This window comes from Streptomyces sp. NPDC050842 (assembly GCF_044456565.1).
Classification (GTDB): domain Bacteria; phylum Actinomycetota; class Actinomycetes; order Streptomycetales; family Streptomycetaceae; genus Streptomyces.
The window spans coordinates 21,358-40,063 of record NZ_JBITGA010000020.1; the positions used below are offsets into that span (position 1 = coordinate 21,358).

Here is an 18,706-nt window from a genome sequence, read left to right on the forward strand (position 1 = left end):
CCCCCGTCCAGCGCGACGGCACCATCCGCCGCCGACCTGCCGATCACGCACCCAACCGGTTCCGGTGCCCGTACGACAAGACGGTTTCACGTCGCGCGGCAGCGCCGGGGCGGGATTGTTTCGTCACCGGCACCGGCCTGCGCAACAACCTCCTGGCAGCGAAAACTCGAGGCAGTGGGGCCGACAGCGCCTCCTGGCAGAGAGGACGACGTCATGCCGTTGAGCGACGACGAAGTACGCATCATCGAGGAGAACCGCCGGCGCGCCGAGCAGGAGCACGCGGAGTTCCGCGCCAAGCAGGAGGCCGACCACCAGGCCCGGCTCGCGGAGGAGGAGGCCCGACGGCGCGCGGAGGAGCGCCCCCACTCCGGGCCTACCTGGTAGGCCATCGCGACAACGCCCTTGCACCATCACGTCCCGAGACCAGAGGAGACCCGATGAGACTGCGCCTGCGAAAGGCGGCCACAGTCGCGACGCTCGCGACCGCGCTGGCCCTCGGCACCATCACCACCGCCGGCAGCGCTGAAGCCGCGCCGACGTCCGTAACCCAGTCGGCCACCGCGCTCGGCGTCACGTCCGCCTCCGAGGCCGCGCCCAGGGCCGGGTCCTACACCGGTGCGCGGACGTACAACGTCGGCGTGTACCTGTGGGCGGATTGCGAGGTCCGCGGCGCGTACTACCGGTACTACTACGCGTCGCGGGGGTACAGGGTCTACTACACGTGCATCTACGTGGGCGGCTATCCTCCCGTCCACCGGGCGCTCCTGCGTGTGACCCTCGCTTACTGATCCTGCGGCTCAACGCGTGACACCGCACGCGAACCGGACTCGACCAGGGAGTCGCGCGGGCCGTACGAGGGGACGGAGCACCCCTTTGAGGTGGACGGCCCCTCGGCTCCTGACGCCGGCGTCCCGGCCCGCCCCGTGAGGGGGCGGACCGGGGCGCGGGCGGGTGGAGGGCGTCGAGCCCGTCGCGGTGGATGTCCGCGTGCTGGTCGGCGGTACTGTCGCCCGATGGAGCCCGAAAGGTCGAGCGAGTGCCCGCTTCATGGCGGTGGTGTGAGCGCGCAGAGCTTGGTGGGGCACCGGCTCGTAGGTGTCCTCGGGTCGTTGCACTGGTACGGCGGAGACGCTCCTGCGGGCCCGCTCGATGTGTGGCTGATCGATGGCCAGAAGACTGCCGTGCACATCGCAACCGGATCGGATTGGTGTCTGATAGTTGAGATGTCGGAGCCGCACGTCGGCCACGACATGGGGGACTCGGGTCTCATCACAGTGGGAGCGATGGGCGTCGGGACGCCGTTCGCAGACCACATCGGAGAAAGCGTTCTCGCGGTGCGGGAGGACCACGAACCGAACACCGGGCGCATCGCCCTGGAGCTCTCATTCCCCACCGGTCGGGTCCGTTGTGATAGCTGGGCTGGGGACCTCCGCCTGACCGCGGTGTGATGCCGACCGTGCCTTCCCCGACGTCGAAGAGGGCCGGGAGGAGACGCCGACGTCGGGCGAAGTCCGGGACCGCCCCAAGGTTCCCGCATGGCCCGCTCGCCGTGCCGGACCGTGACGGAAACACGCGGGCACGGTCCGGCGCGGGAGACGTCGCGGGGGGCTCGATCCCTCCCCTCGCGCGTGGAGGAGCACCACTGAGTTTTTCAGGGATGTCAGAAGGGGAGGGGCTGTGGGGAGTACGGCCTGGAGTAGGGGGCAACGTGGTCAGGCAACCGGCCGGGACGGAACGGAACCCTCCAGTCGCCGGTGCCCTTGTAGACGGTGAGCCAGGAGTATCCGCTGTTGCCGCTGTCGGCGATCAGGTCGGGGTGTCCGTCGCGGTCGGTGTCGCCGATGTTGACGATCTGGCCGTAGACGCCCCAGCCGCCGCCGACCTTCGTGCGGGGTGCGAAGGTGCCGTCGCCCTTGCCGAGGTAGAGCCACAGGACGCCGGAGCGGTCGCGGGCGAGGAGGTCACCGGCCTTGGCACCGCCGAGATTCCCGGGGGCCGTGAGGAGGTTGTACGTTCCCCAGCCGCCGCCGACTCGTTTGCGGGGCGCGAAGGGCTTAGTGGCGGAGCCGGTGGCCTTGTAGAGCCACAGGACGCCGGAGTGGTCGGTCGCGATCAGGTCGGGACGGCCGTCGCCAGTGAGGTCGGAGCCGGCCGCGAGCTTGTCGTACCTGTTCCAGCCGCCGCCGACCGGGATCCGCTTGGCGAGCAAGTGGCCTGTGCTGGGGTACAGCCACAGGACGCCGGACGTGTCGCGGGCGAGGATGTCGGAGTGCGGGGGCGCATCGAGGTTCCCGGCGGAAAGCAGCCGGTCGTAGATCTGCCAGCCGCCGCCCCGCTCGGTCGGTTCCCAGTCGGCTCCAGGGGGGCCGAGGATCTGCCGGACGTCGTAGGAGACCAGGTGTCCTTGTCCGGTCCGCACGAGCAGGTCGGGGGAGTTGCTGTCGGAGTAGTCGTGCATGGCGCTGCCGCTCGCGACCGTCAGGAAGCCGGTGCGCTCGACGGCTCCGCCGATGTTGCTGAGCGGGAAGGCTATCATCTTCCATTCGTAGGCGCCGTTGTAGGCGGCCGTGCCGTTGGTGAAAGTGCCATCCCAGTCGAAAACGGCTTCGGTGTCCGTGCCCAGGAGCGTCTGGTCCGCGGTCCAGGTCCTACCCGTCTGCTTGTGCGTGACACGCAGGTTCACCTGCAGGTCGCTGCGGCCGTATACCCACCGCAGCACCGCCTTGTCGCCGACCGCGCGGAAGCCGGCGGTCGCGGGCGCCTGATGGGTCACGACGGTGGTCGGCGTGGTCACGCCGTTGGTCGCCAACAACACCGCGGCGGGCAGGCCGTCCGGGCCGGTGCCGATCCGGTAGACGCCCCGGCCAAGCTCCGGCGTCGTGCCCTGCGCCAGCAGGCCCTGGTCAGCGCCGACCAGAGTCTTCATGTCCTTGAGCAGGCTGATGATGGTGCCGTCCGTGAGGGACACAGCCGAGAGGGCCTTTTCAGGCGTCCCGTACACCACCCAGTCGCCCAGCAGACCGATCTGTGTGGAGTAGGCAGAGCTCAGGGCCGTGTGACGTGTCGTTTCCCGCGTGCCGCGGCGAGCGGTCACCAGGGTGCTGGCGCCGGTGAGCTCCTGCTCGATCCACGCCAGGTGGGTGGAGGAGACCGCGAGGTCGGAGACGCCCTGGGCGCCGGGGAGTACCCGGTCTTCGATCACTTTCGCTTCCGCGAGGTCGATGACGGCCAGACGCTCCTCGGACGCGTCACCGACGGCGACCTGGTAGTGGATGGCGAGAGTGCCAGGCAGGGAGTACGCGAGCCTTTTGACCTTCATGCCGGCGGGGAGACCGGTCACCTGCCGCTGGACGGTCGTGCCCGCGGGCTTGGACAGCAGGCGCAGGCCCTCCCCGCCAGCATCGGTCCTCCAGAACACGAGTGTGTCCTGCAGCAGAAGCTTGAAGTTTCGGTCCGCCGCGACGGAGGAAGCATCGAGGTCGACGGGCGCGCCGCCCGCCATGTCCAGGATCCGGTAGACGTTCTCCTGCGTCCGCACCACGACGCGGCCGCTGTCGAGGGCGACACCGGGGAAAGCACCGTCGGAACTGGCAGGAAGCGTGGTGGTGACCCCATCCGCGGACCGGTGCCACCGATAGGTGTACTTCGTCGACCCGGCGGGGGCGGCATAGGTCACGAACCCGGAGGGGCTTCCAGCCCACAGCTGCGCGTCGCCGGCGAGGACGAACGGCCTCGTCGGCTCCTGCCAGACCGCGGCCCCGGCCCCGCCCCCGTCCGCAGCAGGGAGGGCGGCTGCCGGCCCGGCTGCCAGCGCAGGGCCGGCCGTCGCCGTGAGAACGAGGGAGACTGCGAGGGCAAGCCGGTCGACGCTTCTGCGGTGCTTCAAGGGGGATTCTCCTGGAACGCTGTGGTCGTGGCACCCACGCGCCACGACCACAGGACTCACAGCAGCCGCCCAGGGTTGTACGAAGTCCACCACGGAAAATGGGGCTGCCGGCTCACGGGACCCCGATACCGCGCGATCACCGACACCCCGCGCACCCCGCCCCGACCGACACCCTCGGCGTACTCACACCCGTCACCTCGGAGCCGCCTCCCGCGATCTATCCGGTCGACTACCCGCAGTTCGCCGGCTGGGTGCCCGACTCCCAGGTCCCACGCGTCACCTCCACCGGGAGCTACCGGCTGGGCATTCTGGGAGAGGGCGGGACCCAGGAGTTCCGGATCGCCCGCCCGACGGCAGCTTCCTGTCCCTGGAGTACCGCCGGGCCACTCCGCCCTACGACGACTACGTCGCGACCGACCCCCTGGTCAACGGCGTGATCGTCCGTATCGTCACCGCCGGCGGCACGGTGAAGAACCGGCTCGTGGACGCGACGCCGGCCACACCGACCACCGACGACGCGCCCCTGGAGGTGGGCAGGACGCTGGTGGACGAGGTCGCCGACGCGGCCGTCAGGGTGTGCTCGGTGGGCACCCAGGGCGCGGACCTTCGCATCGCGGTCGGTGGCACGGCACCTCCCGCCTGCTGAGAGGGGACGACTCGTAGGAGGCTCGTGGGACGGCTCGGAGCGGGGATAATCGCACTCCCAGGGCCGTCCCACGCGCGTGCGTGGCCGTGGCCCGGCCGAGCGAAGAGACGAAGGATCGATGACGCCGAAGGTGGGCCAGCGCGTGAAGCTGGCGGTGGAACTCGCATGGACAGGGCAGGTCACCGTGGTCACGGAATCCACGGAGGAACCGGGCGACGTCGTGGGATTCCTGGCCCTGGCAGCGGGCACCGAGGGCACCGTCGAAGAGGTGAACGACGACCGGCAGGAGAGCCAGGAGATCCGCGAGTACGTACGGCAAAAGTCGCTCCTAGACGACTTCGGCCACCAGATGCCGCCGGGGAGCAGGGCACAGCTGGAGGAGCAGATCGGCGCCCTGGAACCCGCGTGGACCGCCTACGCGGAAGGTCAGATTCCGGTCCGGGTCCGCGTCCGGCTCGACAACGGCTTCGTCCTCCGCGACACCGCCGGGGATGTCTTCGTGGCCGTCTGATCCTCCGTACCGGACGTACGCGGGTCAGGTCGCTCCGGCCACCTGCGGGGCTCGAGCAGAGGCAAAGAAAGCGGTGGTCGCAGCCCTCCATGCCCGCAGGGCCATCCTGGAGTGTGCTGATGATGACGACTGGCGGCCGACAGTCGCAGCCTTCTCTCGCACCTACTTGGGCATCACTCGGACGGACGGGCAGTGGCTGGAGGCCGTCTCGACCGCTCTGCTCGGCGACTGGATCGATGTTCTCGCTACATACTCACCGGACGGTGACGGCACACTGCACCATCTACGCAGGGAGGCGCAGACGGTGCACCGGCAGTTGATGCCTCTGTGGCAGCGCAAGTCCGGGCCCGGGCGGGTGTGGATGCTGGACTACCGCCTTCCCTCCGGTGAAACGCTGCACGAAGTGGTCTGCGGGTCGTACCGGTTCGAGAACGACGTGCTGTCCTGGTCCCCTGACCGCCACGACGCCGGCGCCGTCTTCGCCCGGCTGAAGGAGGACGAGCAGCACGTTGCCCGAGCCTTCGCGCTCGGCGGCGGCTCGTGGGCGGAGGCTGCGGTTGCGACCGGACTGCCGGCGCAGCTCGGTGAGCGGGTGATGCGCAAGTTCAGGCGGCTCGGCCTGCAACACCGGCAGCGGCAGGCCGCTCTGGTGGGTGTCGCGTGAACATCGCGTCCGCACTCGCCTGGGCAACCCTCCCCGAGTTCCTCGGCAGCCTATCCGCCGGTTCTGTCATCGCCTGTGTCACCTGGGCCATCCGGCGGGTCCGAGCCCGCAACACCCGCCAGACCTACGAGGCCGCGTCGGGCAGCGGGGGCCGAGTCGGCCGCCGCCGTCGGCGACCTACTGCATGCCGCGGCGGGAGTCGGCGGAGCGGCCGAGTTCCCGCTGGGCCTTGGCGAGGTAGTAGACGGCCATCTCCTGCAGCTCGCCGGGCAGGAGTCCGGCGGTGGTGAGGGCGGTGAGCCGGTCGACGGTGACCGCGCGGAGGACGGGTCTACCAGCTGTGTAAGGCGTGCCGACCGAGCGAGCCGTGACGGCCGAATAGCGCCGCCGCGCGCTATTCGGCCAGGTCCGATGGCTTTGTGCCATTCGTCGGCAACCCGCCTCCAACATCACCGAGGTACCGCTACACAAGAAGGCTGGCGGCACCATCCAGCCGTCCGTGGGGTGAAAGCCGGTCGGCAGGAGGTTGGGGCGGTTGGTGACCATCAACGTGGCGGTGCTGTTCGCAGTCGTCGTCATCTGGCGGCTTCGGCGGCGCACGGAGGCCCGCAGCCGTTTCGACGAGAAACTGACCGTCGTCATCGTCCTGGCACTGGGAGTCCTGCTCGCCCCCACCCCGGTCGGTCAGGGGATTTTGAGCATCCTGGGGCAGCTCACGAGCGGCGTCACTCAGGCCAGTCGATGAGCTCCCGCCGACACACCGTCCGGGCAGCACTCGCCGGCACGTACTGCGGCTCACGGCCCCAGGGGGCGGGGGAGTGATGGCGGCACGTCGACGGCGCAGGCGCTTGAAGAAGCAGACCCGCAGGCAGCTGCAGGGCTGGGGCGCGGTGGCGGCGCTGGCCGCAGTGGTGTGGGTCGCCGCGAACTGGTCGACGGTGTGGCCCGTCCTGGTGGCGGTGCTCGCCGCGGCCGCGCTGGGCGGGGCCGGCTGGGTGCTGCTGCGGGCGCACCGCCTTGCGGTCAGCAGGGACCGCGCGTGGCGGGCACAGGAGGAGGCCCGGGCGCGCGAGTTGTCCATGGCCCAGGTCGATGCTCTGACGTGGCAGGAATTCGAGACGTACATCGCGGAGCTGTGCCGGCGGGACGGCTGCACAAAGGTCGTCGTCAGCGGCAAGAGCGGCGACCTGGGCGCGGACGTCGTCGGCTACCTGGCCGACGGCCGCAAGCTGGTCATCCAGTGCAAGAAGTACGCGGCGCACCGGAGCGTGCCCTCACAGGACATGCAGAAGTTCGTCGGCACCGCCCGCCTCGAGCACGGCGCGGACGTCGCCCTGTTCGTCACCACCTGCCGTGCGTTCACGAGGGACGCGCTGGGCCTGGCGCTGCGCCAGGACATTGTGGCCCTGCACCGCGACCTGCTGGGCTCCTGGGTCAAGGGCGCTCACCTGGAGAGCCTGATCCCGCTGAACGGCAGCGGGGGCGGCACCAAGCGGCGCCCCTCTGCCTGACCGCAACACGCTGCCGTAGGTTTCTGGTCCGCTCCGGCGGATTCGTCCGTGTGGGCGACGAAGGCCCGGCTGGAGCAGACCCGCGTCATCGCGGCCGGCAACGGCCAACGTCCTGGCGCCCCGGCCCGCACCGCCACCCCACGGCGACGCCCTTGACGGCCGTCGACGACCCGGCTCCGCGTCAGGTCGTTCAGGCAGGGCCGGTGAAGACGCGGGAGAGCGCCTCAGCCGGCTACCACCGTGCCCTCGCCCCCCACCGCGCGGTCGCCCCGCCCCGCCAGGAGGACCCGGCCCTGGCCGCTGCCGTCGTACGGCAGGAGCAGGTCCGCCGCGAGCTCGCCACTACGGCTTTCCCCCACGTCGAGCAGGACCAGGAGGACAAGGTGCCGACGTCGCTCGAGGACGTGCGTGCCCAGCAGCGCCAGGCCGCCGAAGCCGTGCGCGCGGCCGCGATCCGCCGCGCCCGCGCCGAGCGGGCCGGCCAGCCGGTGACGGCTCCCGCTTCCGCACTGCGCCAGGCCGGATGAGTGTCTCTGCGGCCATGTATGGAGACCGGATGCACCCTGCAGAAGGGCATCGAGCGCGACCGCCACAAAGCAGCGGACATCCACTGGTAGGCCTGTACGACCTTGGGACCATCCCCGCAGGCGCGGGGAGCAGACGGTGTTGTCGCCGGTACCGGCGACCACGGCGGGACCATCTCCGCGCGGGCGGGGAGCAGCGGCGTCTGCGCAGCGTCCGCGAGCTCGGGGAGGAACCATCCCCGCGCCCGCGGGGATGATCCCTTCACCGAGGCACTGCTGACGTGGATGACGGCCTGCTCCCCGCACCCGCCGGGATGGTCCCGCTCCGGCGCCCTGGGACGCCTCACGGGCTACGCGCTCGCCGTGAAGGTGTCCGCGCACCAGCGTGGCGGGCGGAGGTCGACGGGCTCGTCGCTCAAGGGATCGAGGAGGCGGAGGCGCGGCGGCGGGTGAAGGTGCCGGTGCCGTCGAAGCCGCAGATCCAGAAGCGGCTGAACGAGGTCCCGGGCGACGGGACCCAGCCGAGCCCCGGGTACGTCCCCCTCGGCCAGGTGACCAGGGCCGCGAACGCCGGCGGTGACCGCCCAGTCGGCGTCGCCGCTCGAGACGTTGATCACCGCGCTCGGCCACGGAGTCAAGGACCGCGTCGACACGAGCGCCATCGCGGAGGTCCACCTGGTGCCCCGTAGTACTGGCAGCTTCAGTGCCCGCAGCCTGAGCGCGGAGCGCAGGCCACGTACCTTTCGCGCCGTTAGGCCGTTAGTGGTAGCGCGGGCGCACACGGCGTCCCAGCCGGAAGGAAGCCCCATGTCCACGAAGCGCGTCACCCCTCGTCTGCTGGTCCTGTCGGCCACAGCGGCCACCTGCGCGGGCGCCTTGAGCGTTCCGGCCGTGGCGAGCACTAACGTGCTGGCGGTCGGGAATCCCGCCTACGACACCACGATGATCAACCAGGAGCGGGACGTTACGGCGGTCGGTGAGACCACCCACAGCAGCGGGCTGGGCAACGGTCTCGTCCAGCTCCCGGTGAACCACCCGGCCAACCGCGGCGGAGGGGGCAGCCTGCTCTTCTCGGATCGCGGACTGAAGACCGAGGTCGTCCCGGTGGTCTGGGAGCGATGAGCTGCCGGTGGTTGAGGGACACCCTGGCCGGGCTGCGGATGCCGCCCCTGGTCAGGAAGCGTCTTCGACAAGGTGCTTCCGCCGCCGGCCTGGCGTCGGGGGCCATGCCGGAGGTGGTGGCTGGCAGCGATCCGGTCAATGGCTACCAGGTGCTGGAACAGGTGGTGCGGCTGCCCGTCAGCACGTGGCGATATCACTGGGACCCTCCCCACGTACGCCACCTGGGCCCCATGGCGCAAGACTGGTGGAAGGCGTTCGGGGTGGGTGAGAACGACAGGACGATCTGCTGCACCGACACCAACGGCGTGGCCCTCGTGGCCATCCAGGCCCTGCACCGGGAACTGACCGAGCTCCGCGGCGAGGTCGCTGCCCTGCGGGCCGGGAGCTCGCCGCGCACCGCTCCGGCGGGTCCGGAGCGGCCGGCCGGGGACGAGGACGACCTGGCGGACGGTGCGCCGACGTAGGGCGTGTGTCGATCGTCCCGCCTGCCCGGTGGCGCCCGCCCCCCTACCCCGGTCAGCCACCGCCGGCCGTCTGGTGTGTCGCTGCCGCTATGCGAGCGGGTTGTCACGCCCGTGCGCCTACGGGGTCGGGCGCTGAGGGGCGGACAGGTCCAGGGCCGGGCCGACTGAAGGGAACCGGCTGAGCGTCGGGGTCGCGGGCGTACGTGACTCGTCGTGGGCGGCATCGCCGAGGAGTACGTGGGCGCCTGACAGCCGTCTGCGCTGACAATCACGCGCTGTCCGGGCCGCGACCGAGCGGTACGGGGTCCCGGGAGCCGCGTCGTATTCCTGCTGAAGGAGGACGAGGCGGTGGCTCAGGCCGAGACCGTCGTCAGCGGTCCGGACGGGGACGACGTCCCGACCGTGGAGGAGATCGCGAACGTGGCCGAGAAGCACGAGGCGGCCCGCGAGGAGTACAACGAGGGTGCCCGCGTGAAGCGTGCCGCCCGCAAGGTGCTTTACAGGGCGCCTACCGGCATTTACGGGCCCTGGGCGGTGTCGTGGGTGCAGCCCTCGCGCCGGGACTGGGACTGGGAGGCCATCGCCGCGTTCTAAGCCCGACACGGCGAGGAGATCCCGACCCGTCCCGCGTCCCCTCAGCTCAAGCTGACGCGGGTCGTCGTCGAACCGGCACCCGCCGCCGTGGACGCGAGGACGGCTCCGGACGCGGTTGACGCGATCTTCAGCGCGGCCAGGCCGGAGGGTCTCGCGTGAGCGCGCAGGCCGGGCAGACCCCGGACGAGGAGCGCCGCGCGGAGCTGTGGGCCCGCGCCCGCCGGATGCAGGCGGTTGTCACGGGGGTCCAGTACGGCCGTGCGCAGGTGGCGGAGCAGCGCGAGCGCGGGGGCGAGCGGTGAGCCCGGCGCAGGTGCTCGCCGGGATGCGTCCGCTGTCGCCGCGACGGCGGGTGAAGCTCGACGGCCGGGCCACAGCCGCCCAGATCTTGGCCCATGGGGTCGTGGGCGCAGAACGTGGCCAGCTCGCCCACCGGTCCGCACCGCCGCCGGTCGATGCCGCCGCCCTCGTTGATGCGGCATTCTCGGCCGACTTCGATACGCGGCTCCAGCGAGGGTCTGCGGGCGCGGCCCGTCTGCCTCGGGTTCTGAGGCTGTCCCTCTGGCCCCGCCGGTCATTCACCGGCGGGGCTTTCCTCGTTGCGCCACGGCGCCCCGCCCCCGAGTTGGGGGAGGGGCGCCGTTTTGACGCGCGGTCGGTCAGTCGTTCCAGCCGGTCACTGATCTCCGGTGAGTCGCTGCGCGAGGAGTAGGGCGAGCGGACCGGCGGGGAGCTGGAAGCGACCTTGGGTCGCGGCGGTGATGGCGTCGCCGAGGGGCCACCATTCGACCTTGAATCCGGCCTCACTCGGGGTGAGTTCCTGGGGTCCCAGGGTCAGGTTCCGGGCGAGGAACAGGGACACCTTCGCTGTGCTGTACGGGGCGATCACGTACGTTCCGAGGTGGCTCCAGGACTCGCCCGTGACCCCGGCTTCCTCGCGGGCTTCGCGCCGGGCGCACTGCTCAGGGGTCTCCCCGGGTTCCTGTCGGCCGCCGGGGATGAACAGGTGGTCGTCTTCGCCGTTGGTGATCAGGGCGACGTGGTTGCGGTCGTCGATGGCGACGACGATGGAGGCGTCTTGTAGGGGGGAAGGCTGTTGGGTGGTGTCCATGGGCCGCGAGGTTACTCGCGGCCCAGGCTGGTTTGCAGGCATTCGCGCCACTTCGTTCAGATTCGGTTGAGGATCAGGTCTGCGAGGTCTTCGGGGGTGCGGTCGTCGGTGTCGACGATGACCGTCGTGGGGTCCTGGGCGGCCACCGCGTCGAAGTTGGCGCGGAGCCGTTCCAGGCGGCCGGGGACGCGCATCATGTCGTCGTCGTCGCGGTTGTAGTCCGCCTTCGACGCCATGCGGTCTTTGAGGGTCGCGTCCGTGCACCGCAGGTAGAACGTCCGGTCCGGCTGGACGAGGTAGGGCCGGAACGGGCCGATGAGCGCCCGTACCTGGTCCATGTCCAGCTCGTGTACGGCGGAGTGGTACGCGACGACAGAGGAGATGTACCGGTCGGAGACGACCGGCCCGCGCGCCAGGTGGCCGCGGATGATGTCGGAGGCGTGCAGCACCCCAGACAGGTAGAACACGAACTGCGGCAGGGCCGCCGTGCGGGCGTTCATGACCGGCGCCCACGGCATGTAGTGGTCGGGGACGGTGTGGAGGGTGGCGGCGTCCAGCCGGTCAGCGAGTACCCGGGCGAGAGTTGATTTCCCGATGCCGGAGATCCCTTCGAGGATCACGAGCGGTCCCCGCCGGTCGACCGGCGCCCCGGGGTCGTAGGCGCCGTGCAGGCCGGTCACAGGATGCCGCTCGTGAGGGTGCCGTCCGTGAACGAGGCGACGTGGCGGGCGACGGATTCCATCACCGCTTCCGGGTCGTCGCGCCGCAGGATGGTACTCAGGCGTAGGTCGGTGCGCAGGAGGCACGGTTGGATCCCGCCGGCGTGGTCCATGCGCAGCGCCCAGAACCCTTCGACGCATTGCGGGCGGACGGGACAGGTTCCGCACTGCCCGACGTGGTGGCGTCCCAGCCCCTTGTGGATGACGTCGATCTCCACACCGTCGACACGGAAGACGCGGCGCCCTTGACCGACTCCAGCGGTCTCTACCCGCTCGTCGCTGGTCAGCGTGCGCAGGTGCCCGATGATGCCGTCGGCCGAGATCGCCGAGGAGCGCTGACCGGCGTTGTAGTCGGTGTCCACGAGTTCGATGAACTGAACCGGCAGGCGGCGTTCCAGGGCGTATTCGAGAATCGGGAGGATCTCGTGTTCGTTCTCGCGCTGGAGAAGCGTGTTCAGCTCGACGCGCTCGAAGACTTCGCGGGCCGCTTCGATGCCGTCCAGGATGACGCCGATACCGCCGGCGCCTTCCTTCTTGTACTTCGCGATCTCCCACAGCGATTCGTTGGAGAAGTAGTGCAGGGAGACCTTCACCTTGTCCAGGCGCGTGGTCGCGAGCCATTCCTGATTCCGGCGTACGAGGGTGCCGTTCGTGATCAGGGTGTAAGAGCCGTCGGGACCCGGGTCGGGCAGGCTGTTGAGGACGGGGCGGGCGAGCGGCGAGGCGAGCGGTTCGCCGCCGGTGAAGTACGTGCGCTTGAGGCCGGAGCCGATGGCCGCCGTGAGGATGTCGACGTAGTCGGCGGCGTCCAGCTCCCCGTTTCGCGGCTGGTGCTTGCGGTCAGCGCGCGTCAGCGGGGGCGGAACGTCTCCCTCGTTGTGGCAGAACCAGCAAGCGAGGTTGCAGCGCGGCGTGAGCGAGACGCGGAGCTGGCCGCGCAGAGCCGCGAAGTTGTGCAGGGCCGTCCAGTCGACGGCCGGGGCCGCAGTCGGGAGAAGCGGGAGATTCATGGTGTTGCCCTCTCGATCGTTGGGTTCGAGTGGTGCACCGGAGAGCCCCGCCCGCCCGGTCTTGCCTGGATGGGTAGCGGGCGGGGCCTCGTGTCCCGGGTGGCGACGGGGGCTCCTCCCGGGCCGTCCCGCCAGTCCTTCAGCGGCGGGAGTCTGCGGGCCGTCCCGGTCGGTGGGCGGGCGTGGGAGGGGGTGCCCACCGACCGGGACGGAGTTGGTGACCGGCGGCGGCCTCGGGTGTGACGACCGGACCGGCCGCCGCCGGAGCTTCAAGGGGTGGGGAACGGGGGGCGGGTGCCGTGCCGGTCCGGGTGGGGGTCGGGCCGGTCCGGCAGTGTGTCCGCCGGCGGAAGGTCGGGGGTGACGGCCGGAGGCTGCTCGGCGCGGGCCTGCGTCGTCGCGCCGAGGGCGCCGAGCGACAGCAGCGGCAGACCGAGCCCGAGCGTGAGCCGGTCGCGCCACGGCAGCGGCGCGGGCTTAGCGTGGCGGGGAGCGGGGCGTGATCGTGGCTCGTCGACGCCGACCCACCGGGCGCTCACGGCTGCGTCCACTCGCCGCTGCGGGCGATGATCCGCAGGGCGACCGGTTCAGCAGCCCACGGCTCGCCGCCGCCGTACCGGTGGCGCAGCAGCGGCTTACCGCCCTGGAAGTCGGTGACCACGGCGTCACAGCCCCGTTCCTGGTCGCGGAGCAGGTCCCCGATCCCGGGCATCGGCTCGCCGGTGGCGGCCTGCGCGGTCTGGGCGGTCATCGGGTCACCTCCATGCCGGTCTCGCGGCGGGCCTCGCGCTCGCGGCGGCGGCTGATCGTGTCCATCGCCGTCGTGGTCGGCTCGCCGTCGGCCACCCGGTCGCGGTACTCCTGCCAGTCGTCGGGCATCCAGGCGTCCAGCGCGGCCGGGAACTTCTCGTCGCGGTTCATCGGGTCACCTCCGGCACGCCGTACAGGCCCGCGCACTGCTCGCAGGCGCCGAGGGTCGCGGCGCCGCGCAGCATCGGCACCGGGAAGCTGCCGGGCGCCCAGTCCGAGCACCAGCAGCAGGACCGGCCGTCGCGCTGCGCGGGGCTCAGCTGATCGGCGTGGATGGCGGGGGCGTCGGTCAGCCCGCCGGGAACGGGGGCGATGGGTCTGCTCATCGTCGGCCTTCTCGTCCGTCTCTGCGTCTGCCGGTCCCTCTCGGGGGTGGGAAGGACCGGCAGGCCGTCAACCGACCGCCCGACAGAACGTCAACGCGGCCGGTAATCACCCAACACCGGTGCGCGACGACGAGTAAGGGAGCACAGTGGAGGGAGGGTTGAACTGGTTGAACGCACTCGGGGGTGCCACATGCCACGACGTCCACGCACGCCCAACACCGCGCTTGCGGAGATCATGCAGACGGGGGGGATCGGAAACGCGCAGCTCGCACGGCGGGTGAACGTCACCGGCCGCGAACTCGGGCTCACCCTGCACTACGACAAGTCGACCGTGTCTCACTGGCTCGCGGGCAGCGTCCCGAAGCCGGAGGCTCGCCCGGCGGTCGCCGAAGCGCTCTCGCGGCTCCTCGGGCGACCCGTAACGTGCGCCGAGATCGGATGGGAGGCCCCCGCCGGTCAACAGCGCGACACCGTAACGGGAGTGATCGACCTGAGCCGAGCAGACATGGACCCCTCGCGCCGGGGGGTACTCAAGACCGGCATGTACTCCGTCGGCATGGCCGTCCCGGTCTTCGCCGCCTTCGCCGGGCACGCCGAGGCCGCAGACCGGGACAAGGCCGCGAACACGGGCCGGACGGTGCACATCGGCGAGTCCGATGTAGAGACCGTTCGGATGATGACGGACAAGATCGCCGACATCTTGGACCAGGTGGGAGCGGGCCACGCCCGGCCCATGGCCGCCGCCTTCCTCGTCAACTCCGTGGGGACGTACCTGCGGGCGTCCAGTACGGAGCGGGTGCGCCGGGCTATGCAGGGCGCCGCCGCGGATTTGGTCTACCTGACCGGGTGGATGGCGATGTACGAGAACCGACAGGGGCTCGGCCAGCAGTACTACCTAAAGGCGCTCGACCTCGCCGGCGAAGGCGGTGACCACCTCACCTACTGCCGCACGCTGCGCGGGATGAGCCTCCAGGCCACGCACCTCGGGCACGGTAAGAAGGGGCTCGAACTGGCCGATTCGGCCGCCGAAGCAGCCCCGAGCGCGGGCCCGCGTCTGGTGGCCTTCCTGCGTGGCCAGCAGGCCGCGGCCGCGGCAATGACCGGCGACCGGCACATCGCCTTCACGCGACTCCGTGAGACCGAGGACGCACTGTCGAAGGCGGACAACCGACGTGACTCCGTCGGCGGCTACGACCAGGCCGCCTATCACTTCCATGAGGCGCACGTCCGCTGGCACCTGAAGGACCCCGAGGGGTCTATCAAGGCCCTACGGCGGTCCAACGCGGTCCGCAGCCCGCTGGAGCGTCAGGGGCGTCTGCACTGCCTTGGCGTCATCGCTGAGCGACAGTTCCGGACGCGGCACGTTGAGGCGGCCTGCCAGACGTGGGCCACGTTCCTGGACGAGCACGTCACGATCGCGTCCGCGCGCGGGGACGAGCACCTGAAGACGATGCTCACCGAGTTGCCGGCGTACCGGAGCATCGCCGGAGTCCGCGACCTAGAGGAACGCGCGCGGCACGTCGCCCGACTCAAGGCAGCCTGACCGGCGGATCTCGGCGGCCCGCTCCCCACCCGGCACCCGGGGGCGGGCCGCCGTCACGTGCGGGCACGGCTCAGTGCGGCGGGGCCGCGTTCGCGGGCTCGGTCCAGTGCCGCCGGGCGGCGGCGGGAGTGCGGTGGGACAGGTACCCGAGTGCCTCGTACGGCTCCTCCCAGTCCTGGAGGGTGAGGCACCGGCGGAACATCAGCCACTCCGTCAGACCCTCGCCCTCCAGGGGAATGGGGTGGCCCTCGTCATTGACGTGCCGACTGATCACGGGTCAGTTCTACCCACTGCCCAGTTCGTTGACCAGCGGTTTCGCCTATTCGTGAGTCGGTGCGATGCGATCGAGTTGCCCACTGGCAAGGACATCGTTTCCGGGAGTCGCGCCCTCCGTGCTTCCCGGGAGTTACCGGATCGGGTTCCAGAAGAAGGCAGCGTGCGGGTTGCGTGGGGCATCTAGGATTCAACGCGGACCACGGCAGGCCCACCCGGAAGCCGCTCATGAGCGAGATTCCTTGGAGTAGTCATGCCTGCCCGGGCCGAAAGACTGATCCCCTGCTGACGCCCGCCGAGGCCGCGGAGGTCATCGGCGTCACGGAAAAGACGCTGAGCAACTGGCGCACTGTCAGGAACCGTCAGGGCCGGAAGATCGCGCCCCGCGGTCCGTCCTTCCTCCGTACGGCAGGCCCCGGCTCGTCGGTGCGCTACCCGCTGTCGGCTCTGGAGGAGTGGCAGCGCCGCAAGATGCGGGAGGCCGATCGGCACGGTCCCTCTACCGGGGACGGTTGGAGCACCCCGCGTGCCTGCCCCGACACCCTGACCGGCGACCGTGTTGTCAGAGGCATTTGGCAAGATCGCGGCTATGACCAGCACCCCGACCACTCCACCGCGGCCGTTCGACGTCACCACCGTCTTCCCGCAACTGGCTCCGCTGGCACGCACCGCGACCCGGTTGCACCCCCGCCCCGGGTTGCCGTCACCGCAGGACAGTTCCATCGGCGGACCGCTGCTATGGCCCGCCGACGAGCCGTGGCCGCACTGCGACGGACCTCATGTAGTGGACGGAATGAACCTGGCCCTGTCCCCAGTAGACGTGAGGGTGGAACGGCGGATCCGTGCCGCCTCGCGCGGCAGGAACCTGACCCCGCAGGAACGAGAAACCCTTGAGCGAATCCGCCCCCCGCGGGAGTATCCGCACTGGCTGGCGGTCGCCCCATATGAGGGTTCCATAGCGATGCTGCCGGTCGCGCAGCTGTACGCGCGGGACGTGCCCGATCTGCAAACGCCTGAAGGAACAGACCTGCTCCAGGTCCTGTGGTGCCCCTTCGACCACCCCATCATGCCCAAGACCGCGCTGTTCTGGCGGTCGGCCGCCGCAATCACCGACATCCTCGCCACGCCCCCAGAACCGCCGGCGATGCAGTTCGACAGCTACCTGCCCGAGCCGTGCCTGCTCAACCCGGAGCAGGTCACCGAGTACCCCGACCACCTGGAGCTGACCAAGGAACTCCAGGAGCAGCTCGGAAACTGGAGCGTGTGGCAGGCAGCCGAGACGGGTGTGGACAGCGCCTACGCGTCGTACCCGCAGAATTTCTACGACAATGAGCTGGCCGGCGCACCCGGCTGGAAAGTCGGCGGCTGGCCTCGCTGGGGCGCCACCGACCCCGCCCCCCGGCTCTGCCCTACCTGCGACAGCGACATGGATGCCCTACTGACCATCGCCACGTTCGAGGCCGACGACGACAGCAGCTGGCTCCCGCACGAGGAACCGGCGCATGAACCAGCCACAGGCTTCAACCACACCGCGGTCCAGATAGGCAGCGGCTACGACCAGCAGCTCTACGTCTGCCCGACGGCGCCGGAGCACCCCCACGCCGAGCTGATGCACTAGGTTCTGTCCGGCGGATCATGAGGCCATAGGGTCTGACCGTGATTAACCTCCAGGTCCGAGGCGAGAACGGCACGATCGAGGCCCGCGCGAAGCACGGTGTGGTCTGGGGTCCTGAGCTGGCTGGTCTTGATCAGTCAGTGTTTCCAATGCTGGGACACCTGCTGCCGTACGCGGACACCGTTTTCAACCACCGGCAGGTGTCCACCCTGTTGGAGGAGGTACCGCGGCTGCCTGCAGGCGTGCTAACTGATGAGTTCGTGCGCGAGTTGATCGAGCTGGGGCAGGTAGTCCTCGACGGGCAGGGCCTGTACCTGTGGTTCCTCGGGGACTGAGACTGCAGGCCGGGTCAGCCCCGGAGCCATAGCCGGACAGCCGCGGTGGTGACGGTGCCGTGGAATACGTAGGCCCTCTTGTCGTAGCGGGTGGCGACGGCCCGGGAGTTCTTGAGCCGGTTGATCGTCCGCTCGACTTCGTTGCGGCGTTTGTAGATCTCGCTGTCGAAGCCGGTGGGCCGGCCGCCCCCACTGCCGCGGCGTTTGCGGTTGGCCCGCTGGTCCTTCGGTTCGGGGGTGGTGTGCTTGATCTGGCGTCTTCGCAGGTAGCGCCGGTTCCGACGTGAGCTGTATGCCTTGTCGCCGCCCAAGTGGTCCGGCCGGGTGCGGGGACGACCGCCCTGGGAGCGGGGAACGCGGATCCGTTCGAGGACCTCGATCATCTGCGGCGCGTCGCCCCACTGGCCGGGCGTGACCAGGAAGGCCAAAGGTTTGCATCCGCCTTCACCCGCGAGGTGAATCTTGCAGGTCAGGCCGCCCCGAGACCGTCCGAGTCCTTCGTCGGGGCGGTGGTGCCGAGGCGTCGTCCTTTTTTCGGGACACGTGGCTTCTTCTTGCGAGCGCCAGCCGCGTGCTGATGGGCACGGCAGGACGTCGAGTCGACGCTGACCATGCTCCAGTCGATCAGGCCCGCGAGGTCGGCGTCGGCTTGGACGGCACACAGGATCCGGTCCCACGTGCCGTCCGCCGACCAACGCCGGTGCCGTTCATAAACGGTCTTCCAGCTGCCAAAACGCTCGGGAAGGTCCCGCCACGGTATGCCCGTTCGGACCCGGAACAAGATCCCGTTGATCACTCTGCGGTGGTCGTTCCACCGTCCCCCACGCATCCCCGACGCCGGCAAGTGCGGCTCCAGCCGGACCCACTCGGCATTCGTCAGATCACCCCGCCCCATGCCAGGCACAACGAGCCAACAGTCCGACAGTCACATGATCCGCCGGACAGAACCTAGGGAGTGTCTTTCCGATCATCGGATCGTTGGTCTGGTCGTGAGGGATGGGGAGATTTCTGATGCGGCGTGGGCGGTGATCGAGCCGTTGCT

At 70.2% G+C, this 18,706-nt stretch carries 27 protein-coding genes and 1 pseudogene; 17 read left to right on the plus strand and 11 right to left on the minus strand.

Annotation, left to right across the window (positions count from 1 at the left end; genetic code table 11):
* Positions 1-213: 213 nt before the first annotated feature.
* From ACIBG6_RS38525 to ACIBG6_RS38535, 3 genes are all read left to right on the plus strand, one after another.
* Entirely contained in the window at positions 214-384 is a 171-nt protein-coding gene (locus ACIBG6_RS38525; protein ID WP_399227428.1) for a hypothetical protein, read from the plus strand.
* A gap of 53 nt (positions 385-437) precedes the next feature.
* Positions 438-788, plus strand: coding sequence for a hypothetical protein (locus ACIBG6_RS38530; protein ID WP_399227429.1), 351 nt, complete (start codon positions 438-440; stop codon positions 786-788).
* A gap of 393 nt (positions 789-1,181) precedes the next feature.
* Positions 1,182-1,448, plus strand: a complete 267-nt coding sequence (locus ACIBG6_RS38535) for a hypothetical protein (protein WP_399227430.1) — start codon at positions 1,182-1,184, stop codon at positions 1,446-1,448.
* 212 nt (positions 1,449-1,660) lie between these two features.
* Here the strand turns inward: ACIBG6_RS38535 and ACIBG6_RS38540 are convergent, their stop codons facing one another.
* Positions 1,661-3,886 (minus strand): FG-GAP-like repeat-containing protein, encoded by a 2,226-nt coding sequence (locus tag ACIBG6_RS38540; protein ID WP_399227431.1) that lies wholly within the window; start codon positions 3,884-3,886, stop codon positions 1,661-1,663.
* Positions 3,887-4,319: 433 nt separating this feature from the next.
* On the opposite strand from ACIBG6_RS38540, the gene ACIBG6_RS38545 reads away from it, so the two are divergent.
* The 3 genes from ACIBG6_RS38545 to ACIBG6_RS38555 all read left to right on the plus strand — a co-directional run bounded on the left by ACIBG6_RS38545 (position 4,320) and on the right by ACIBG6_RS38555 (position 5,707).
* Positions 4,320-4,532 (plus strand): hypothetical protein, encoded by a 213-nt coding sequence (locus ACIBG6_RS38545; RefSeq protein WP_399227433.1) that lies wholly within the window; start codon positions 4,320-4,322, stop codon positions 4,530-4,532.
* A 118-nt stretch (positions 4,533-4,650) separates the two neighbouring features.
* Entirely contained in the window at positions 4,651-5,043 is a 393-nt protein-coding gene (locus ACIBG6_RS38550; RefSeq protein ID WP_399227434.1) for a hypothetical protein, read from the plus strand.
* 73 nt (positions 5,044-5,116) lie between these two features.
* Positions 5,117-5,707 carry a hypothetical protein gene (locus tag ACIBG6_RS38555; protein ID WP_399227436.1) on the plus strand — a complete coding sequence of 197 codons (591 nt, stop codon included), beginning with the start codon at positions 5,117-5,119 and terminating at the stop codon, positions 5,705-5,707.
* A 177-nt stretch (positions 5,708-5,884) separates the two neighbouring features.
* Here ACIBG6_RS38555 and ACIBG6_RS38560 read toward each other — a convergent pair whose 3' ends face one another.
* On the minus strand, positions 5,885-6,133 hold the full coding sequence (locus ACIBG6_RS38560; RefSeq protein ID WP_399227437.1) for a hypothetical protein: 249 nt from the start codon (positions 6,131-6,133) through the stop codon (positions 5,885-5,887).
* Between the two features lie 109 nt (positions 6,134-6,242).
* Here ACIBG6_RS38560 and ACIBG6_RS38565 point away from each other — a divergent pair, with 109 nt between their 5' ends.
* The 7 genes from ACIBG6_RS38565 (at position 6,243) to ACIBG6_RS38595 (ending at position 10,224) form a co-directional block, all read left to right on the plus strand.
* Positions 6,243-6,452, plus strand: a complete 210-nt coding sequence (locus ACIBG6_RS38565) for a hypothetical protein (RefSeq protein WP_399227438.1) — start codon at positions 6,243-6,245, stop codon at positions 6,450-6,452.
* Positions 6,453-6,528: 76 nt separating this feature from the next.
* The gene (locus ACIBG6_RS38570; protein WP_399227439.1) at positions 6,529-7,218 is read left to right on the plus strand and encodes a restriction endonuclease; all 690 of its coding nucleotides are present in this window, start codon (positions 6,529-6,531) and stop codon (positions 7,216-7,218) included.
* Between the two features lie 203 nt (positions 7,219-7,421).
* The gene (locus ACIBG6_RS38575) at positions 7,422-7,745 is read left to right on the plus strand and encodes a hypothetical protein (protein ID WP_399227440.1); all 324 of its coding nucleotides are present in this window, start codon (positions 7,422-7,424) and stop codon (positions 7,743-7,745) included.
* Between the two features lie 804 nt (positions 7,746-8,549).
* Positions 8,550-8,864: a hypothetical protein gene (locus tag ACIBG6_RS38580; RefSeq protein ID WP_399227441.1), complete on the plus strand. Its 315-nt coding sequence runs from the start codon at positions 8,550-8,552 to the stop codon at positions 8,862-8,864.
* A gap of 260 nt (positions 8,865-9,124) precedes the next feature.
* Positions 9,125-9,328, plus strand: a complete 204-nt coding sequence (locus tag ACIBG6_RS38585; protein WP_399227442.1) for a hypothetical protein — start codon at positions 9,125-9,127, stop codon at positions 9,326-9,328.
* A 348-nt stretch (positions 9,329-9,676) separates the two neighbouring features.
* The gene (locus tag ACIBG6_RS38590) at positions 9,677-9,922 is read left to right on the plus strand and encodes a hypothetical protein (RefSeq protein ID WP_399227443.1); all 246 of its coding nucleotides are present in this window, start codon (positions 9,677-9,679) and stop codon (positions 9,920-9,922) included.
* 155 nt (positions 9,923-10,077) lie between these two features.
* Positions 10,078-10,224: a hypothetical protein gene (locus ACIBG6_RS38595; RefSeq protein WP_399227444.1), complete on the plus strand. Its 147-nt coding sequence runs from the start codon at positions 10,078-10,080 to the stop codon at positions 10,222-10,224.
* A gap of 374 nt (positions 10,225-10,598) precedes the next feature.
* Here ACIBG6_RS38595 and ACIBG6_RS38600 read toward each other — a convergent pair whose 3' ends face one another.
* From ACIBG6_RS38600 to ACIBG6_RS38630, 7 genes are all read right to left on the minus strand, one after another.
* Complete coding sequence (locus ACIBG6_RS38600) at positions 10,599-11,033, minus strand: NUDIX hydrolase (protein WP_399227445.1); 435 nt, start codon at positions 11,031-11,033, stop codon at positions 10,599-10,601.
* A 56-nt stretch (positions 11,034-11,089) separates the two neighbouring features.
* Complete coding sequence (locus ACIBG6_RS38605; protein ID WP_399227446.1) at positions 11,090-11,713, minus strand: dTMP kinase; 624 nt, start codon at positions 11,711-11,713, stop codon at positions 11,090-11,092.
* Positions 11,710-12,762, minus strand: coding sequence for a radical SAM protein (locus ACIBG6_RS38610; protein WP_399227448.1), 1,053 nt, complete (start codon positions 12,760-12,762; stop codon positions 11,710-11,712). The genes ACIBG6_RS38605 and ACIBG6_RS38610 overlap by 4 nt, the downstream gene beginning before the upstream one ends.
* 269 nt (positions 12,763-13,031) lie before the next feature.
* Positions 13,032-13,301, minus strand: a complete 270-nt coding sequence (locus ACIBG6_RS38615; RefSeq protein ID WP_399227449.1) for a hypothetical protein — start codon at positions 13,299-13,301, stop codon at positions 13,032-13,034.
* A complete protein-coding gene (locus ACIBG6_RS38620; protein ID WP_399227450.1) occupies positions 13,298-13,513 on the minus strand; it encodes a hypothetical protein in 216 nt (71 codons plus the stop codon). The genes ACIBG6_RS38615 and ACIBG6_RS38620 overlap by 4 nt, the downstream gene beginning before the upstream one ends.
* Complete coding sequence (locus tag ACIBG6_RS38625) at positions 13,510-13,683, minus strand: hypothetical protein (protein ID WP_399227451.1); 174 nt, start codon at positions 13,681-13,683, stop codon at positions 13,510-13,512. Before ACIBG6_RS38625 ends, ACIBG6_RS38620 begins: the two co-directional genes overlap by 4 nt.
* Complete coding sequence (locus tag ACIBG6_RS38630) at positions 13,680-13,898, minus strand: hypothetical protein (protein ID WP_030556405.1); 219 nt, start codon at positions 13,896-13,898, stop codon at positions 13,680-13,682. The genes ACIBG6_RS38625 and ACIBG6_RS38630 overlap by 4 nt, the downstream gene beginning before the upstream one ends.
* A gap of 190 nt (positions 13,899-14,088) precedes the next feature.
* Between ACIBG6_RS38630 and ACIBG6_RS38635 the strand changes: the two genes are divergently transcribed.
* Positions 14,089-15,441 carry a hypothetical protein gene (locus tag ACIBG6_RS38635; protein WP_399227452.1) on the plus strand — a complete coding sequence of 451 codons (1,353 nt, stop codon included), beginning with the start codon at positions 14,089-14,091 and terminating at the stop codon, positions 15,439-15,441.
* 70 nt (positions 15,442-15,511) lie between these two features.
* Here the strand turns inward: ACIBG6_RS38635 and ACIBG6_RS38640 are convergent, their stop codons facing one another.
* On the minus strand, positions 15,512-15,715 hold the full coding sequence (locus ACIBG6_RS38640; RefSeq protein ID WP_399227453.1) for a hypothetical protein: 204 nt from the start codon (positions 15,713-15,715) through the stop codon (positions 15,512-15,514).
* A gap of 227 nt (positions 15,716-15,942) precedes the next feature.
* Here ACIBG6_RS38640 and ACIBG6_RS38645 point away from each other — a divergent pair.
* The 3 genes and pseudogenes from ACIBG6_RS38645 to ACIBG6_RS38655 all read left to right on the plus strand — a co-directional run.
* A pseudogene (locus tag ACIBG6_RS38645) lies at positions 15,943-16,173 on the plus strand (helix-turn-helix domain-containing protein); the annotation flags it as partial.
* 130 nt (positions 16,174-16,303) lie between these two features.
* A complete protein-coding gene (locus tag ACIBG6_RS38650) occupies positions 16,304-17,332 on the plus strand; it encodes a hypothetical protein (protein ID WP_399227454.1) in 1,029 nt (342 codons plus the stop codon).
* Positions 17,333-17,370: 38 nt separating this feature from the next.
* Complete coding sequence (locus ACIBG6_RS38655) at positions 17,371-17,664, plus strand: hypothetical protein (protein WP_266913869.1); 294 nt, start codon at positions 17,371-17,373, stop codon at positions 17,662-17,664.
* A 14-nt stretch (positions 17,665-17,678) separates the two neighbouring features.
* Here ACIBG6_RS38655 and ACIBG6_RS38660 read toward each other — a convergent pair.
* Positions 17,679-18,559 (minus strand): IS5 family transposase gene (locus ACIBG6_RS38660; protein ID WP_399227456.1). Its coding sequence is split into 2 segments (ribosomal slippage): positions 17,679-18,199 and positions 18,199-18,559, totalling 882 coding nucleotides; the frame shifts between segments, so codons are not numbered across the junction.
* Between the last annotated feature and the right edge of the window lie 147 nt (positions 18,560-18,706).

Coding starts and splice junctions, on each gene's coding strand:
- ACIBG6_RS38525 (WP_399227428.1), top strand. CDS start 214: ATGCCGTTGAGCGACGACGAAGTACGCATCATCGAGGAGAACCGCCGG.
- ACIBG6_RS38530 (WP_399227429.1), top strand. CDS start 438: ATGAGACTGCGCCTGCGAAAGGCGGCCACAGTCGCGACGCTCGCGACC.
- ACIBG6_RS38550 (WP_399227434.1), top strand. CDS start 4,651: ATGACGCCGAAGGTGGGCCAGCGCGTGAAGCTGGCGGTGGAACTCGCA.
- ACIBG6_RS38560 (WP_399227437.1), bottom strand. CDS start 6,133: ATGGCACAAAGCCATCGGACCTGGCCGAATAGCGCGCGGCGGCGCTAT.
- ACIBG6_RS38570 (WP_399227439.1), top strand. CDS start 6,529: ATGGCGGCACGTCGACGGCGCAGGCGCTTGAAGAAGCAGACCCGCAGG.
- ACIBG6_RS38580 (WP_399227441.1), top strand. CDS start 8,550: ATGTCCACGAAGCGCGTCACCCCTCGTCTGCTGGTCCTGTCGGCCACA.
- ACIBG6_RS38600 (WP_399227445.1), bottom strand. CDS start 11,033: ATGGACACCACCCAACAGCCTTCCCCCCTACAAGACGCCTCCATCGTC.
- ACIBG6_RS38610 (WP_399227448.1), bottom strand. CDS start 12,762: ATGAATCTCCCGCTTCTCCCGACTGCGGCCCCGGCCGTCGACTGGACG.
- ACIBG6_RS38620 (WP_399227450.1), bottom strand. CDS start 13,513: ATGACCGCCCAGACCGCGCAGGCCGCCACCGGCGAGCCGATGCCCGGG.
- ACIBG6_RS38625 (WP_399227451.1), bottom strand. CDS start 13,683: ATGAACCGCGACGAGAAGTTCCCGGCCGCGCTGGACGCCTGGATGCCC.
- ACIBG6_RS38630 (WP_030556405.1), bottom strand. CDS start 13,898: ATGAGCAGACCCATCGCCCCCGTTCCCGGCGGGCTGACCGACGCCCCC.
- ACIBG6_RS38635 (WP_399227452.1), top strand. CDS start 14,089: ATGCCACGACGTCCACGCACGCCCAACACCGCGCTTGCGGAGATCATG.
- ACIBG6_RS38650 (WP_399227454.1), top strand. CDS start 16,304: ATGACCAGCACCCCGACCACTCCACCGCGGCCGTTCGACGTCACCACC.